Origin of the sequence: Pseudomonas sp. 3JA, assembly GCF_036961705.1 — a bacterium.
GTDB classification, from domain to species: Bacteria; Pseudomonadota; Gammaproteobacteria; order Pseudomonadales; family Pseudomonadaceae; genus Aquipseudomonas; species Aquipseudomonas fluorescens_Q.
Map to the genome: position 1 here is coordinate 96,144 of NZ_JBAMDJ010000013.1, position 14,065 is coordinate 110,208.

The 14,065-nt window shown below is 62.4% G+C and carries 12 protein-coding genes; 3 read left to right on the forward strand and 9 right to left on the reverse strand.

Features of this window, described 5'->3' with window-relative positions; translation table 11 throughout:
* The first annotated feature begins 445 nt into the window (after window positions 1-445).
* Entirely contained in the window at window positions 446-1,504 is a 1,059-nt protein-coding gene (gene nadA, locus V7773_RS12765; protein WP_063324624.1) for a quinolinate synthase NadA, read from the forward strand.
* A gap of 234 nt (window positions 1,505-1,738) precedes the next feature.
* Here nadA and V7773_RS12770 read toward each other — a convergent pair whose 3' ends face one another.
* The 8 genes from V7773_RS12770 to V7773_RS12805 form a co-directional block, all read right to left on the reverse strand.
* Window positions 1,739-2,227, reverse strand: a complete 489-nt coding sequence (locus V7773_RS12770; protein ID WP_063325237.1) for an RDD family protein — start codon at window positions 2,225-2,227, stop codon at window positions 1,739-1,741.
* 93 nt (window positions 2,228-2,320) lie between these two features.
* Window positions 2,321-2,533 (reverse strand): cold-shock protein, encoded by a 213-nt coding sequence (locus tag V7773_RS12775; protein ID WP_063324625.1) that lies wholly within the window; start codon window positions 2,531-2,533, stop codon window positions 2,321-2,323.
* 393 nt (window positions 2,534-2,926) lie between these two features.
* Entirely contained in the window at window positions 2,927-4,051 is a 1,125-nt protein-coding gene (gene gcvT / locus V7773_RS12780; protein ID WP_336073691.1) for a glycine cleavage system aminomethyltransferase GcvT, read from the reverse strand.
* A gap of 39 nt (window positions 4,052-4,090) precedes the next feature.
* The gene (locus V7773_RS12785) at window positions 4,091-5,467 is read right to left on the reverse strand and encodes an L-serine ammonia-lyase (protein WP_063324627.1); all 1,377 of its coding nucleotides are present in this window, start codon (window positions 5,465-5,467) and stop codon (window positions 4,091-4,093) included.
* Window positions 5,468-5,616: 149 nt separating this feature from the next.
* Window positions 5,617-8,478: an aminomethyl-transferring glycine dehydrogenase gene (gene gcvP, locus V7773_RS12790; RefSeq protein ID WP_336073693.1), complete on the reverse strand. Its 2,862-nt coding sequence runs from the start codon at window positions 8,476-8,478 to the stop codon at window positions 5,617-5,619.
* A gap of 10 nt (window positions 8,479-8,488) precedes the next feature.
* Complete coding sequence (gcvH, locus tag V7773_RS12795; RefSeq protein WP_003205000.1) at window positions 8,489-8,872, reverse strand: glycine cleavage system protein GcvH; 384 nt, start codon at window positions 8,870-8,872, stop codon at window positions 8,489-8,491.
* A 425-nt stretch (window positions 8,873-9,297) separates the two neighbouring features.
* Window positions 9,298-10,806, reverse strand: coding sequence for a sigma-54-dependent transcriptional regulator (locus tag V7773_RS12800; RefSeq protein ID WP_063324630.1), 1,509 nt, complete (start codon window positions 10,804-10,806; stop codon window positions 9,298-9,300).
* Window positions 10,807-10,935: 129 nt separating this feature from the next.
* A complete protein-coding gene (locus V7773_RS12805; RefSeq protein WP_092223489.1) occupies window positions 10,936-11,841 on the reverse strand; it encodes a LysR family transcriptional regulator in 906 nt (301 codons plus the stop codon).
* 111 nt (window positions 11,842-11,952) lie between these two features.
* On the opposite strand from V7773_RS12805, the gene V7773_RS12810 reads away from it, so the two are divergent.
* On the forward strand, window positions 11,953-12,831 hold the full coding sequence (locus tag V7773_RS12810; RefSeq protein ID WP_336073696.1) for an MBL fold metallo-hydrolase: 879 nt from the start codon (window positions 11,953-11,955) through the stop codon (window positions 12,829-12,831).
* A 218-nt stretch (window positions 12,832-13,049) separates the two neighbouring features.
* The gene (locus V7773_RS12815; protein WP_336073698.1) at window positions 13,050-13,664 is read left to right on the forward strand and encodes an NAD(P)-dependent oxidoreductase; all 615 of its coding nucleotides are present in this window, start codon (window positions 13,050-13,052) and stop codon (window positions 13,662-13,664) included.
* Window positions 13,665-13,714: 50 nt separating this feature from the next.
* Here V7773_RS12815 and V7773_RS12820 read toward each other — a convergent pair whose 3' ends face one another.
* Window positions 13,715-14,044, reverse strand: coding sequence for a GlpM family protein (locus V7773_RS12820; protein WP_170862026.1), 330 nt, complete (start codon window positions 14,042-14,044; stop codon window positions 13,715-13,717).
* Window positions 14,045-14,065: the final 21 nt, after the last annotated feature.

Here is a 14,065-nt window from a genome sequence, read left to right on the forward strand (position 1 = left end):
AGCACTGGGGCATTGCCCAGTGCCGGTGTGAACAGAAGATGACATAAGCCGGCTGGGCAGGTGATTACATTTCAGTCAGCTTGCCGGAGGCGCTTATCCACTGGCATGAACGGACTTTTGTGGCGAGGGAGCTTGCTCCCGCTGGGTTGCGAAGCAGCCCCAAAAAGGCTGGGTACAACGCACCTTGCGCGTCAAAATGATGGATTTTGGGGCCGCTGCGCGCCCCAGCGGGAGCAAGCTCCCTCGCCACGGAGGGCCGCGTCCGGCCCCGGGACCTGGGCACAGGTCAGAATGATCTTTTGCATCGGTGGGATATTCTGTAGCCTTGCCGGCTTCATGCAGTCCCGTGCCTGATTGATACCCACTTTCCCGGCGGTACCCGAGTGGTCCGGAGCCGGGTGTATACTCGACTTTCGCGCTAAACGCGCTTGCAGGTCTTGCGAACATGACGCAAATTTCCGAACGCCTTCTGGTCCAGGCCCACCTCGACGCCAAGCAGCCCAAGCCGCTGAGCGCCGAGCAAGAGGCCTGGTACCGCGCCGCCATCGCCGCCGAGCTCAAGGCTCAGGACGCGGTGCTGGTCGCGCACTTCTACTGCGACCCGATCATCCAGGCCCTGGCCGAAGAGACCGGTGGTTGCGTGTCCGACTCCCTGGAAATGGCCCGCTTCGGCAATGCCCACCCGGCCAAGACCGTGGTGGTAGCGGGGGTCAAGTTCATGGGCGAGACCGCCAAGATCCTCAACCCCGAAAAACGTGTGCTGATGCCCACCCTGGAAGCCACCTGCTCCCTGGACCTGGGCTGTCCGGTGGACGAGTTCTCGGCGTTCTGCGACCAGCATCCGGAGCGCACCGTGGTGGTGTATGCCAACACCTCGGCGGCAGTGAAGGCCCGGGCCGACTGGGTGGTGACGTCCAGTTGCGCGCTGGAAATCGTCGAGAGCCTGATGGACAACGGCGAGACGATCATCTGGGGTCCGGACAAGCACCTGGGCACTTACATCCAGCGCAAGACCGGCGCCGACATGCTGCTCTGGGACGGTGCCTGTATCGTCCACGAAGAGTTCAAGTCCAAGCAGTTGGAGGACATGAAGGCGCTGTACCCGGACGCTGCGATCCTGGTGCACCCGGAGTCGCCGACGTCGGTGATCGAACTGGCGGATGCCGTGGGCTCCACCAGCCAATTGATCGCTGCGGCCCAGACCCTGCCGAACAAGACGCTGATCGTCGCCACCGACCGGGGTATTTTCTACAAAATGCAGCAGTTGTGCCCGGACAAGGTCTTCATCGAAGCCCCGACCGCCGGCAACGGCGCGGCGTGCCGCAGTTGCGCGCACTGCCCGTGGATGGCGATGAACACCCTGGAACGCACGCTCAAGAGCTTGCAGGAGGGTGCCAACGAGATCTTCGTCGACCCGGCGCTGATCCCCCAGGCGATTCGTCCGCTCAAGCGCATGCTGGACTTCACCCAGGCGGCGCGAATGAAGCTGGCGGGGAATGCCTGATTGTTGGGAGGCTTGAGATTTTCGAAGGTCTTGAGGCTTATAGAGGGGCTTGAAGCGAGGGAAGGTCTTGAGGCCTATGAAGCTTTTTGTGGCGAGGGAGCTTGCTCCCGCTGGGCTGCGAAGCAGCCCCTCTTGTCAGCACCCGATATCTTCAGATAGATCGCACAAGCCTCTTACGACTGCTTCGCAGCCGAGCGGGAGCAAGCTCCCTCGCCACGGGGTCTGGTGGTGGCTTTACTTGGTCTTCTTGGGAATCCGTACCAGCTGCGTATCCGAGTAGATGTCATGCCAACTGCGCTTGCGCTTGTCGAACAGCGCCCAGATAAAGCCCAGCCCCACCAGCAGCAATGACGCAATCGATACCACGAACCGCAACAGCGCCTGCCACAGGCTGATGGCCGTGCCATCGGCGTTCTGTACGCGGATGCACCACACCTGCATACCCAGGGTCTGGCCATTGTGGGTCCAGAACTTGGCGAAGAAGCCGAACAGCACGAACAGCAGCACGGTGGACAGCAACGGGTCGCCGTCCAGTGCGCCAGCTTCGGTCAGGGCCCGCATTTGTTCTTCACCGATGATCGCCATCTGGATCATCTTGTAGGCGCCGCTGGTAACGATCAGCAGCGCCGTGCACAGCAAAAAGTCATAGAACATTGCCGCCAGGCGACGGCCCAGGCCGGCGGGGGGGAAGTCGCCCTGGGGCGTGAGCAGGTGTTTGGGCATGACGGTCTCGGACGAAAAAGAAGCCATTTTACGGATTTACGCCCATAAAAAAGCCCCTGATATCAATCAAGGGCTTTTTAGTTCGCGAAAGCCTTAGGCTTCGGCTACAACCTCGTCAGCCTGCATGCCTTTCTGGCCCTGCACGGCAACGAAAGTGACTTTCTGGCCTTCTTTCAGGCTCTTGAAGCCGTTGCCCTGGATGGCGCGGAAATGCACGAACAGGTCCGGACCGCTTTCAGGCGTGATAAAACCAAAACCCTTCTCGTCGTTGAACCACTTGACGGTACCGCTCTGACGTTGAGACATTTTCTTATTTCCTTTGACGCTAAAATTGATGACAGCCTCTTTCGCATGAAAGAGTACTGGGCTGGGTTGCAGGAAAGTAAGAGACGTCGAACGGGATGTAGCAAACTTCATAAGCTACTGCCCAGGTCACGATTCCAAGCGACCCATGCAAACACAGTGACCAAACTCTACGCCAACTACGAATGAAAAAACAACCCCCGGGGAAGCCCGTATTTGCTCAGCTTGCAGGCATTTACATACATCGCCGGGCGGGGCTTATTCGATAGGCTAGTTCAATTGTTAACGACTGTTATAAGCGCCATTGAATGTCTAAGGATATGCACCTTTTTATGGCGGTTGCGTTACACATTAGTGCACGTATAACGCAATCGCGTTACTTATAGAAACAGTCAATCAACCGCGGTAGTAGCGTTGTGGGACGAATGGCATTTTGCTTACAAGTAAAGGCACCTTTTTCCCACGCACGATGGCCCAAACTGGCGTATCCAGGGCGACATAGGCGCTGTCCAGGTAACCCATCGCCAACGGACCGCCCAGGGTCGGGCCGAAACCGCCGCTGCACACCGTGCCGATAATCTCGCCCGCTTCGTTGACGATCTCTGCGCCTTCGCGCACCGGTGTGCGTTCCTGGGGCAGCAGGCCGACGCGTTTGCGCTTCACGCCGCCCTGTTGTTGGGCGAATACGGTTTCAGCGCCGGGGAAACCGCCAGCGCGGGCGCCGTCGGCGCGACGTACTTTGGAAATCGCCCACAACAGGCTGGCTTCGATCGGCGTGGTCTCGGTGTTCATGTCGTGGCCGTAGAGGCACAGGCCGGCTTCCAGGCGCAGCGAGTCACGGGCGCCGAGGCCGATGGCCGCGACTTCCGGCTCGGCCAGCAGGGCGCGGGCCAGTTTTTCCGCCTCGGCGGCGGGTACCGAGATTTCGAAACCGTCTTCACCGGTGTAGCCCGAACGGCTGACAAAGCAGTCCATGCCCAGCAGCGTGACTCGCTGGAACTGCATGAAGGTCATCTTCGCCACGTCCGGCGCCAGGCGTGCGAGCACGGTGACGGCGGCCGGGCCTTGCAGGGCGAGCAGGGCGCGGGCTTCGAACAGTGGCTCGATGCTGCACTGCGCGCCAATATGGGCTCGCAGATGGGCCAGGTCCTGGTCCTTGCAGGCCGCGTTGACCACCAGGAACAGTTCGTCATTGCCCAGGTTGGCGACCATCAGGTCGTCGAGGATGCCGCCGTTCTCGTTGGTGAACATGGCGTAGCGCTGCATGCCCACCGGCAGGTCGATGATGTCCACCGGTACCAGGGTTTCCAGGGCCTTGGCGGCGCCTGCGCCGGTCAGGCGGATCTGGCCCATGTGGGACACGTCGAACAGCCCGGCCTGGTCGCGGGTGTGCTGGTGCTCCTTCATCACCCCCAGCGGGTACTGCACCGGCATGTCGTAGCCGGCGAACGGCACCATGCGGGCGCCGAGTTCGAGGTGCAGCGCGTGCAGCGGGGTCTTCAGCAGTTGTTCGGTGGGCATATCAGCTCCTGGAAAAAATGTGGAAGTGAGGCAAGCGCATCAGCATTCGATGATGTTGACCGCCAGACCGCCGCGGGCGGTCTCCTTGTATTTGCTTTTCATGTCGGCGCCTGTCTGGCGCATGGTGCGGATGACTTTGTCGAGGGAGACGAAGTGATGCCCGTCGCCGCGCATGGCCATGCGCACCGCGTTGATGGCCTTCACCGAGCCCATGGCGTTGCGTTCGATGCACGGCACCTGCACCAGGCCGCCGATCGGGTCGCAGGTCAGGCCAAGGTTGTGTTCCATGCCGATCTCGGCGGCGTTTTCCACTTGCTGCACGCTGCCGCCGAGCACTTCGCACAGGGCGCCGGCGGCCATGGAGCAGGCCACGCCGACTTCACCCTGGCAGCCGACCTCGGCGCCGGAGATGGAGGCGTTTTCCTTGTACAGGATGCCGATGGCGGCGGCGGTCAGCAGGAACCGCACCACGCCATCTTCGCTGGCGCCGGGGATAAAGCGCATGTAGTAATGCAGCACCGCCGGAATGATCCCCGCCGCCCCGTTGGTAGGCGCGGTGACGACGCGCCCGCCATAGGCGTTTTCTTCGTTGACCGCCAAGGCGTACAGGTTGACCCAGTCGAGCACCGACAGCGGGTCGCGCAGTGCGGCCTCCGGGTTCTTGCACAGCTGGCGGTGCAACGCCGCGGCCCGGCGCTTGACCTTCAGCCCGCCTGGCAGAATCCCTTCGTTGCGACAGCCCGCCGCCACGCAATCCTGCATCACCTGCCAGATTTTCAGCAGGCCGGCACGGGTCTCGGCTTCGGGGCGCCAGGCGCTTTCGTTGGTCAGCATCACCTGGCTGATGGACAGGCCGTAGGTGCTGCAATGGCCCAGCAGGTCCTTGGCGCTCTTGAAGGGGAAGGTCAGGGGCGTGGCATCCTCGACGATGCGGTCGGCGCCGGCCGCGCCTTCGTCGACGACAAAACCGCCACCGACCGAGTAGTACTCGCGGCTGCGCACTTGCAGCCCTGCGGCATCGAAGGCGCGGAAGATCATGCCGTTGGGGTGAAAGGCCAACGGCTTGCGGATCATCGCCAAGTGCAGCTTTTCATTGAATTCGATGGAGTGTTCGCCGAGCAGGTTCAGGCGACCGCTGCTGCGGATCGCTTGCAGGCGGGCGTCGACGGTTTCGGTGTCCACGGTGTCGGGATGCTCGCCTTCCAGGCCCAGCAGCACGGCCTTGTCGCTGCCGTGGCCCTTGCCGGTGGCGCCGAGCGAGCCGTAGAGCTCGACCTTGACGCTGGTGGTGCAATTGAGCAAGTCATCGCGACGCAGCCCCTCGGCGAAACGGGCAGCGGCACGCATCGGGCCGACGGTATGGGAGCTGGAAGGGCCGATACCGATCTTGAACAGGTCGAACACGCTTAACGACATGGTGTTTCTCCGGTTTCTTTTTATGAGGATCGACGGTTATGAAATGAGGCACAGGCTCCCACAGGGAGATGTGGTTTCCTTGAGAAGGTGACCTTCCACAAGGTTCGCGGTGTTGTTGAGAGGGGCGAGCAAACCCGCCCCCCTACAGGTCAAGCGTAGCTTTCGATCGACGGGCAGGCGCAGACCAGGTTGCGGTCGCCGAACACGTTGTCGACCCGGCCCACCGGCGGCCAGTACTTGCCTTCGATCAACGACGCCACCGGGTACACCGCCTGTTCGCGGCTGTAAGGGTGGGTCCACTCACCGACGATTTCCGCCGCAGTGTGCGGGGCGTTCTTCAGTGGGTTGTCGTCTTTGTCCAGGCTGCCGTTTTCCACCGCGCGAATTTCTTCGCGGATGCAGATCATGGCGTCGCAGAAACGGTCCAGCTCTTCCTTGGACTCGCTTTCGGTCGGCTCGATCATCAACGTGCCGGCCACCGGGAACGACATGGTCGGCGCATGGAAACCGAAATCGATCAGGCGCTTGGCCACGTCATCGACGCTGATGCCGCTGCTGTCCTTGAGCGGGCGCAGGTCGAGGATGCATTCGTGGGCCACCAGGCCGTTGCTGCCGGAGTAGAGCACCGGGTAATGCTCTTCCAGGCGACGGGCGATGTAGTTGGCGTTGAGGATCGCCAGTTGCGAGGCGCGCTTGAGGCCGGCGCCGCCCATCATGCGGATGTACATCCAGGTGATCGGCAGGATGCTCGCGCTACCGAACGGCGCCGCGCAGACCGCGCCTTGCTTGCGTTCCATGTTGGCGTGGCCCGGCAGGAACGGTGCCAGGTGCGACTTGACGCCAATCGGGCCGACGCCTGGGCCGCCACCGCCGTGGGGGATGCAGAAGGTCTTGTGCAGGTTCAGGTGCGAGACGTCGCCGCCGAACTTGCCCGGGGCGCAGAGGCCAACCATGGCGTTCATGTTGGCGCCGTCGATGTACACCTGGCCGCCGTTGTCATGAATGATGCCGCAGATTTCGCGGATACCTTCTTCGAACACACCGTGGGTGGACGGGTAGGTGATCATCAGCGCCGCGAGGTGTTCGCGGTGCTCGATGGCCTTGGCCCGCAGGTCCTCGATATCGACGTTGCCGCGGGCATCGCAGGCGGTCACGACCACGCGCATACCGGCCATGTTCGCGGTGGCCGGGTTGGTGCCGTGGGCCGAGGACGGGATCAGGCAGATGTCGCGACGGTCTTCGCCACGGCTCTGGTGATAGGCGCGGATCGCCAACAGGCCGGCGTATTCGCCCTGGGAACCGGCGTTGGGTTGCAGCGACACCGCGTCATAGCCGGTGGCGGCGCAGAGCATGGCCTCCAGCTCGTCGGTCAGTTGCTGGTAGCCAGCGCTCTGCTCGGCCGGGGCGAACGGGTGCAGGGCGCCGAACTCGGCCCAGGTCACCGGGATCATTTCGCTGGCGGCGTTGAGTTTCATGGTGCAGGAACCCAGCGGGATCATGGTGCGATCCAGGGCCAGGTCCTTGTCGGCGAGCTTGCGCAGGTAGCGCATCAGCTCGGTTTCGGAGTGGTAGCGGTTGAACACCGGGTGGCTGAGGATCGCCGATTGGCGCACCAGCTCGGCCGGGATATGGCTTTGCACGCTGGCGGCCAGTGCCGCGAAGTCCGGCACGGCCTTGCCGTCGGCCATCAGGTTACCTATCAAACGGAGCAGTGCTTCGACGTCAGCCTGGCTGGTGGTCTCGTCCAGGGACAGGCCCAGGCGTTGCGCATCCACCACACGCAGGTTGATGCGTTGGGCGCGGGCCTTGTCGTGCAGGGCGGCGGTTTGCGCGCCGGTGCGCAGGGTCAGGGTGTCGAAGAAGCTCTCTTGCTCGACGCTCAGGCCCAGCGCGCCCAGGCCCTTGGCGAGGATCGCGGTCAGGTGATGGATGCGATTGGCAATTTGCACCAGGCCCTTGGGGCCGTGGTACACGGCGTACATGCTGGCGATGTTGGCCAGCAGCACCTGGGCGGTGCAGATGTTGCTCGTGGCTTTCTCGCGGCGGATGTGTTGCTCGCGGGTCTGCATCGCCAGGCGCAGGGCCGGCTTGCCGAAACGGTCCACGGAAACACCGACCAGGCGGCCGGGCATGTCGCGCTTGAAGGCGTCCTTGGTGGAGAAGTACGCCGCGTGTGGGCCGCCGAAGCCCAGCGGCACGCCGAAGCGCTGGGCACTGCCGATGGCCACGTCGGCACCGAATTCACCCGGCGGGGTCAGCAAGGTCAGGGCCAACAGGTCTGCGGCAACGGCCACCAGGGCGTTGGCGGCGTGGAAGCGTTCGGTCAGTTCGCGGTAGTCGAACAGGTCGCCGTTGCTGGCCGGGTATTGCAGCAGCGCGCCGAAGAAGCCGCTGACGTCGCTCAGTTCGCGCTCATCGCCGACCACCACGTCGATGCCCAGGGGCTCGGCACGGGTGCGCAGCACGTCGAGGGTTTGCGGGTGGCTGTGCACGGAGGCGAAGAACGCGTTGCTGCCCTTGTTCTTGCTCAGGCGCTTGCAGAAGGTCATGGCTTCGGCGGCGGCGGTGGCTTCGTCGAGCAAGGACGCGTTGGCGATCGGCAGGCCGGTAAGGTCGCTGATCAGGGTCTGGAAGTTCAGCAGCGCTTCTAGACGGCCCTGGGAAATTTCTGGCTGGTACGGGGTGTAGGCGGTGTACCAGGCCGGGTTTTCCAGCAGGTTGCGCAGGATCGGTGCCGGCGTATGGCAGTTGTAGTAGCCCTGGCCGATGTAGGTCTTGAACAGTTGGTTCTTGGCGGCGATCGCCTTGATCGAGGCCAGTGCATCGGCTTCGCTCTGGCCGTCGCCCATGTCCAGCACGCTGGTGCCCTTGATGCTTTCCGGGATGACGCTGGCGCTCAGGGCTTCCAGGGAGTCGTAGCCCAGGCGCTCGAGCATGGCTTGCTCGTCGCTGGCACGCGGGCCGATGTGGCGGGCGATGAATTCGTTGGCAGTGCCGAGATTAACAGTCATGTGGCGCTCCTCAGGCTTCGGCGTTGGCTTTGATCAGGCGGTCGTAGGCGTCCTGATCCAGCAGTTGGCCAACGGCAGCGGCGTTGACTGGCTTGAAACGGAAAAACCAGCCATCGCCCAGGGGATCTTCGTTGACCAATTCCGGATTGCTTTCCAGGGCCGGGTTCACCTCGAGCACTTCACCGTCCAGTGGCATGTAGACACCGCTGGCCGCTTTCACCGATTCCACGGTGGAGGCTTCGGCACCCTTGTCGTAGCTTTGCAGTTCCGGTAACTGAACATAGACCACATCGCCCAAGGCGTTCTGGGCAAACGCAGTAATACCGACAGTAACGCTGCCGTCGGCTTCGGTGCGCAGCCATTCGTGATCTTCAGTGAAACGCAACTCGCTCATGGAAACTCCTGGGGCCAGATTCGTCTGGTGGACGCGAAGAAAGGCGCGGGGCTTGGCCCGGCCGAATGCTAATACCCATAGCAAGAATGCGGCCAATGTTAATAAGTGCTTATATATCAATGGCTTGATTGGTTTTGTCGAAACTTGGATCGACTTCGGTGTAGCGAAATCGCTACAGCTGGGAGGCTGGATAAAATCGTTGTGGGATCAAAGCCTTGCGCAGCGCTGCTTGGCGATGTGTGTAGCGATATCGTTCCACTGTAGCGCTTTCAGTACAGATGGAGGTCGTTTTTGACATGATTTCGACCGCAACTCAGAACCCTGTGGGCGCTTGCTCGCGATAGCGGTGTGTCAGTCAACCTATGGCTGACTGGGCTACCGTCATCGCGAGCAAGCTCGCTCCCACAAGGGGGACTGCGGCGGGTTTATGGCTTTCCGGAAATCCCGTACTTGCGCAACCGATGGGCAATCGCGGTGTGGGAAGTCTGCAGGCGACTGGCGAGCTGGCGAGTGGAGGGGTAGTTGACGTAGAGGCTTTCGAGCAGGTGCTTCTCGAAGTTTTCCACGGCCTGTTCCAGGCTTTCGACTTCCACATCGCCCTGGCGTGCGACGGAGGTGCCGGCGATGTCCAGGTCGCCGATGTCCACCAGGCTGCTTTCGCAAATGGCGGCGGCGCGGAAGATCACGTTCTGCAATTGCCGCACGTTGCCCGGCCAGCGATTGCCCAGCAGGGCTGGGTAAGTGCCGGGGGCCAGGCGGCAGACCGGGCGCTGGATCTGCGCGCAGGCCTGCTGCATGAAATAACGCGCCAGCAGCAGGATATCCTGGCCGCGTTCACGCAGCGGCGGGACTTCGACATTGAGCACGTTCAGGCGATAGAACAGGTCTTCGCGGAACGAGCCCTCGCTGACCATTTTCTCCAGGTTGCGGTGGGTGGCGCTGAGGATCCGCACGTTGACCTTGATTTCCCGGTCGCCGCCCACCCGGCGGAAGCTGCCATCGTTCAAGAAGCGCAGCAGCTTGGCTTGCAGGTACGGCGACATCTCGCCGATTTCATCGAGGAATACCGTGCCCTGGTTCGCCAGCTCCATCAGCCCCGGCTTGCCGCCTCGTTGCGCGCCGGTGAAGGCGCCGGGGGCATAGCCGAACAGTTCGCTTTCGGCCAGGTTCTCCGGCAATGCCGCGCAGTTCAGGGCCAGGAACGGTGCGCCATGACGGGCGCTGATGGCATGGCAAGCCCGGGCTACCAGTTCCTTGCCGGTGCCGGTTTCGCCCTGGATCAGCAGCGGTGCGTCCAGCGCCGCGACCCGCTGGGCCCGGGCCTTGAGGGTGCGGATCGCCGGGGATTCGCCCAGCAGCGCGTCGAAGCCTTCGGCGTGATCGTGATGCAATGCCGACAGGCGCTCGCCGATGCGGTTCGGCTGATACAGCGTCAGCAGCGCGCCGGCATCGGTGATGGGCGTAGCGTCCAGCAGCAAGGTCTGGCCGTTGAGGGTGATTTCCCGCAGCGGCAAACGAAAACCGTTCTCCAGCAAGGCGTCCAGCAGTGCCTCGTCACCGAACAGCTCGGCCACGCTTTCCCCGGCCGGTTCACGCCCGTACAGGGCAATCAGCGCCGGGTTGGCCAGCAGCACCTTGCCGGCACTGTCCAGGGCCAGCACCGGGTCGGTCATGGCCGCGAGCAAGGCATCGAGCTGCAAGTGCCGACGCTGGCCCGGCAGGATGTCCACCACGGTGACCGCCTGCACGCCGCGCACGCTGAACAACGCCTCGCGCAACTCGTCGAGCACTTGCGGGCTGAGGGTCGGGGCGTCGATGTAGACGTTGGGCGGCACCATCTCCACCGCATCCAGGTTGAGATTGCGCCCACCGAGCAAGGCCAGGACTTCCTGGGTGATGCCGACGCGGTCGATGAAACTGACGTGGATACGCATGGGGCGATGGGTTCTGGAACTCGGAGGGCCGCAAGTATGCCTTGGGGCGGGCTATTGGTGAAATCCTGGTGCAACTCTTGAGAAACACACCGAACTCCCATAGGGGGACGGTGGTGAGGCGAATATGTTCTACAACCCCACATCCCACTCCGGTACCTCGGGAAATTTCTGTACCAGGAAATCCAGCAGACTGCGCAGCGCCGAGGGCATGTGCTTGCGTGAGGCGTACACCGCGTACATGTTCATCCGGCGGGGTTCGGCGTGGGGCAGCAGGCGGATCAGTTCGCCGTTCTTGATATGGGCGCCGGCCTGGTAGCTGGGCAGCATGGCCACGCCGGCACCGGCTATCGTTGCCTGAAGCAATGTGCTGGCTTCGTTGGCGCTGATATTACCTTGCACCGGCACCGAGACCTGCTCGCCGTCCTGCTCGAAATGCCACAGGCTCTTGCCGACGTAGGAGTGGGTCAGGCAGTTGTGTCGGCTCAGGTCTTCCACTCGCAGCGGTGTCGAGTGCTCGCGCAGATACTGTGGCGAGGCGCAGATCACCGAGCGGCAGACCGTGAGGCGACGGGCAATCAGGTTCGGGTCCAGGTCGTTGCTCATGCGGATCGCCAGGTCGATGCGCTCATCCACCAGGTTCACGGTGCGGTCGAGCATCTGCAGGTCGACGCTCACCCCTGGGTAGCGCTTGACGTATTCGGCCATGGCGCTCGCCAGTTGGGCCTGGCCGAACGAGGTACTGGCACTGATGCGCAACATGCCCCGTGGCGCATCGTCCGGGGTGCTGACGGCGGCTTGCATGTCGCCGGACAGCTCCAGCATCTGCCGGCACCGCGGCAGGATCTCCGTGCCTGCGGCCGTCAGGCTCAGCTTGCGGGTGGTGCGGTGCATCAGCCGGGCACCGACCCAGTCCTCCAGCTCCGCCAGATACCGCGACACCACTGGGCGCGACAGGTCCAGATGCTCGGCCGCCGCCGACTGACTGCCCAGGTCCACCACCGTGACGAACACCCGCATTGCTTGTAGACGATCCATGATCTGCCCGATTTCAGAAACAAACTATGTTGGATCATCGCATTTTTTGAAATGAATCAGGTCACTAAGCTTCGTCTCATTCCCTTCGGGCTTTTAGACAATGGAGCACCCATGACCGCATTCACCCCATTCAAGCGCCTGTTGCTGGCGACCGCCTCGCTGGCGTTCGCCGCACACACCTGGGCTGCGGACCTGACGTTGGACGTCTACAACCCAGGGGCGGCAGCGATTTTTCCGGTGACCTCGGTATTGGTCAGCGGCGAGAGGGAGGCGATCCTGGTAGACGCCCAGTTCGGCAAGTCCCAAGCCGTGCAGGTCGTGGAAAAGATCCGCGCCAGCGGCAAACAACTCACCACGATCTACGTCAGCCATGGCGATCCAGACTACTATTTTGGTCTGGAAACCCTGGTTGCCGCGTTTCCTGAGGCCAAGGTGCTGGCGTCCGCACCGACTGTCGAGCACATCAAGCAGACCATGGACGGCAAGCTGAAATATTGGGGACCGATCCTGAAGACCGATGCCCCGACCAAAGCCATCGTGCCCCAGGTGCTCAAGGGCGACAGCCTGACCCTGGAAGGCCAGCGCTTGCAGGTCGTCGGCCTGGATGGCCCACAGCCGGACCGCAGTTTCGTGTGGATTCCGTCGATCAAGGCCGTGGTAGGCGGTGTGGTGGTGGCCGAGAACATTCATGTGTGGATGGCTGACACCCAGACGCCGCAGTCTCACAAGGATTGGCTGGCGACCCTCGCCAACATTGAAAAACTGCAACCGGGTACGGTAATTCCAGGTCACTACTTGGGTGACAGCGCCCGTTCCCTGGCCCCGGTGCGCTTCACCGCCGACTACATCAGGGCTTTCGACGAAGAAACCGCCAAGGCCAAGGATTCCGCCGCGCTGATCCGTGCCATGAAACTACGCTATCCGGACCTGGGTGAAGACAGCTCCCTGGAACTCAGCGCCAAGGTGGCGAAGGGCGAGATGAAGTGGTGAACCCCTGGCGGATGAGCTTTTGTGGCGAGGGAGCTTGCTCCCGCTGGGCTGCGCAGCGGCCCCAATTTCATTGAATGGAGTGTACCTGACACACCGCATGAGCCGTTTTGCGACTGCTTCGCAGCCGAGCGGGAGCAAGCTCCCTCGCCACAAAGATTTGTCGTGTCCGTTTCGAGCACACCTTCGATAGCATTTATGTGTAATCACTGGAGAACACCATGAGCAAAATCGCAATCATCGGCGCCACCGGTCGCGCCGGCAGCCAATTGCTGGAAGAAGCCCTGCGCCGTGGCCACAGCGTGACGGCCATTGCCCGCAACACCGCGAAAATCGGTGAAAGGGCCGGTGTGGTCAGCAAGCAACTGGATGTATTGGACAGCGAGGCGTTGACGGCGGCGGTGACCGATCACGATGTGGTGATCAGCGCGGCGCACTTTGCCACCGTGCCGGCCGACAAGGTCATCGCGCCGGTGAAAGCCGCTGGGGTCAAGCGTTTGCTGGTCGTCGGTGGGGCGGGTTCGTTGTTGCTGCCGGATAACAGCCGTGTGATCGACAGCGATGGCTTCCCGGAGGAATACCTGGCCGAAGCCAGCGCCGGAGCATTGTTCCTGGACGTACTGCGCCAGGAGCAGGACCTGGACTGGACCTTCCTTTCGCCTTCGGCGGAGTTCGTCGAAACCGAGCGCACGGAGCAGTTCCGTCTCGGCAAGGATCACTTGCTGTTCGACGCCGCCGGGCGTAGTTGGATCAGCTTTGCCGATTACGCCATTGCGATGATCGATGAAGTGGAAACGCCGCAGTTTTCGCGCACACGGTTTACCGTCGGGTATTGATCGGGCGCTTTCGCGAGCAGGGTGGCTCCCACATGGGGGCCACAGTTTATTTAGCCATGGACTCTCACCCAGACGCTGACCAGCACCGTCGCGGCCATCAACCACGCCACCGCCGCCACGGCCAGGGACGCCTCCAGGCGCATGCGGTCGACCATCACATACAGCGTCGCCAGGTAGACAAAGTACGGAATGATCGACCACATCCCAAACACGATGGTGGTCTTCAGGTCATCCACCGAACGGCCCTTGCCGACGATGTAATGGGCAATCAGGGCGAAGGTCGGGAACAGTGGCACGAGCCCGGCGATGTAATAGTTCCTGGTCTTGGCCAGCATTGCCAGGATGACCACCACGGCTGCACCGAGCGCTGCCTTGAAAATCAGATCCACAGGTTTCCCGCC

What these genes read in the sequence shown, in the direction of transcription:
- nadA (WP_063324624.1), top strand. Translation starts at nt 446, where the DNA reads ATGACGCAAATTTCCGAACGCCTTCTGGTCCAGGCCCACCTCGACGCC.
- V7773_RS12770 (WP_063325237.1), bottom strand. Translation starts at nt 2,227, where the DNA reads ATGCCCAAACACCTGCTCACGCCCCAGGGCGACTTCCCCCCCGCCGGC.
- V7773_RS12775 (WP_063324625.1), bottom strand. Translation starts at nt 2,533, where the DNA reads ATGTCTCAACGTCAGAGCGGTACCGTCAAGTGGTTCAACGACGAGAAG.
- gcvT (WP_336073691.1), bottom strand. Translation starts at nt 4,051, where the DNA reads ATGCCCACCGAACAACTGCTGAAGACCCCGCTGCACGCGCTGCACCTC.
- V7773_RS12785 (WP_063324627.1), bottom strand. Translation starts at nt 5,467, where the DNA reads ATGTCGTTAAGCGTGTTCGACCTGTTCAAGATCGGTATCGGCCCTTCC.
- gcvP (WP_336073693.1), bottom strand. Translation starts at nt 8,478, where the DNA reads ATGACTGTTAATCTCGGCACTGCCAACGAATTCATCGCCCGCCACATC.
- gcvH (WP_003205000.1), bottom strand. Translation starts at nt 8,872, where the DNA reads ATGAGCGAGTTGCGTTTCACTGAAGATCACGAATGGCTGCGCACCGAA.
- V7773_RS12800 (WP_063324630.1), bottom strand. Translation starts at nt 10,806, where the DNA reads ATGCGTATCCACGTCAGTTTCATCGACCGCGTCGGCATCACCCAGGAA.
- V7773_RS12805 (WP_092223489.1), bottom strand. Translation starts at nt 11,841, where the DNA reads ATGGATCGTCTACAAGCAATGCGGGTGTTCGTCACGGTGGTGGACCTG.
- V7773_RS12810 (WP_336073696.1), top strand. Translation starts at nt 11,953, where the DNA reads ATGACCGCATTCACCCCATTCAAGCGCCTGTTGCTGGCGACCGCCTCG.
- V7773_RS12815 (WP_336073698.1), top strand. Translation starts at nt 13,050, where the DNA reads ATGAGCAAAATCGCAATCATCGGCGCCACCGGTCGCGCCGGCAGCCAA.